At 58.1% G+C, this 893-nt stretch carries 1 protein-coding gene, 3 tRNA genes and 1 rRNA gene; all 5 read left to right on the top strand.

Annotation, left to right across the window (positions count from 1 at the left end; genetic code table 11):
• Positions 1-91 (top strand): 5S ribosomal RNA (gene rrf / locus AB4Z27_RS29175); the annotation flags it as partial.
• A 291-nt stretch (positions 92-382) separates the two neighbouring features.
• Positions 383-468: transfer RNA gene (locus tag AB4Z27_RS29170), tRNA-Tyr, on the top strand.
• 48 nt (positions 469-516) lie between these two features.
• Positions 517-590 (top strand) — tRNA-Gly (locus AB4Z27_RS29165).
• Between the two features lie 37 nt (positions 591-627).
• Positions 628-702: transfer RNA gene (locus AB4Z27_RS29160), tRNA-Thr, on the top strand.
• Between the two features lie 44 nt (positions 703-746).
• On the top strand, positions 747-893 hold a 147-nt coding region (locus AB4Z27_RS29155), incomplete at its 3' end, for a GTP-binding protein (protein ID WP_441593733.1).

The raw sequence follows: 893 nt of genomic DNA, 5'->3' as shown, positions 1-893 counted from the left end.
ACCACCCCTTCCCATCCCGAACAGGACCGTGAAACGACTTTGCGCCGATGATAGTGCGGACTACCCGTGTGAAAGTAGGTCATCGCCAGGCTCTTATACCCAGAACCCCCAGCCCCATAAAGGCTGGGGGTTTTGCTTTTGCGGCGACGGATTGACGTTGCCGCTCGCGTTGCCCCGCCGAAGCCCTGAAAGCCGCGCCAGCGCTGGATTTCAGAGCCCCTATAGGGTGAGAGCGTCGGTTTTTCGAACGATGATTCTGGTTCGCGACAGCCGTGCAAAGCGTGCTGTTCGCAGGGCCCGCCAGGCTACCGCAAAGGTACTTACCGCAAGGGAAAGTGCTTGACAGCCCAAGCGAGCTCCACCATAATCACAAGTTCTCTGCGGAGAGGTGCCCGAGTGGCTAAAGGGGGCAGACTGTAAATCTGTTGGCTTACGCCTACGCTGGTTCGAATCCAGCCCTCTCCACCAGAATGCAAGGCAGCAACCAGGCGATGAGCCGGTGAAGGAAGTAACCGGGCGGGTGTAGCTCAATGGTAGAGCAGAAGCCTTCCAAGCTTACGACGAGGGTTCGATTCCCTTCACCCGCTCCAGCACCGCGGTTGCCGTCAAAGAAGTAAGTCAAGTTTCGCCCATGTGGCTCAGTGGTAGAGCACTCCCTTGGTAAGGGAGAGGTCGGCAGTTCGATCCTGCCCATGGGCACCATCTATACCCGCACTGGCAATTGCTACCGAGACAGGAGTCGCGAAATGGCAAAGGAAAAGTTCGAGCGGACCAAGCCGCACGTGAACGTAGGTACGATTGGTCACGTTGACCACGGCAAGACGACGCTGACGGCAGCAATCGCCACGGTGCTGGCTGCGAAGTTTGGCGGCTCGGCCAAGAAGTACGACGAA

The organism is Cupriavidus sp. KB_39 (assembly GCF_052114485.1).
Lineage (GTDB): Bacteria > Pseudomonadota > Gammaproteobacteria > Burkholderiales > Burkholderiaceae > Cupriavidus.
This window is presented reverse-complemented; position numbering and strand designations above follow the sequence as displayed.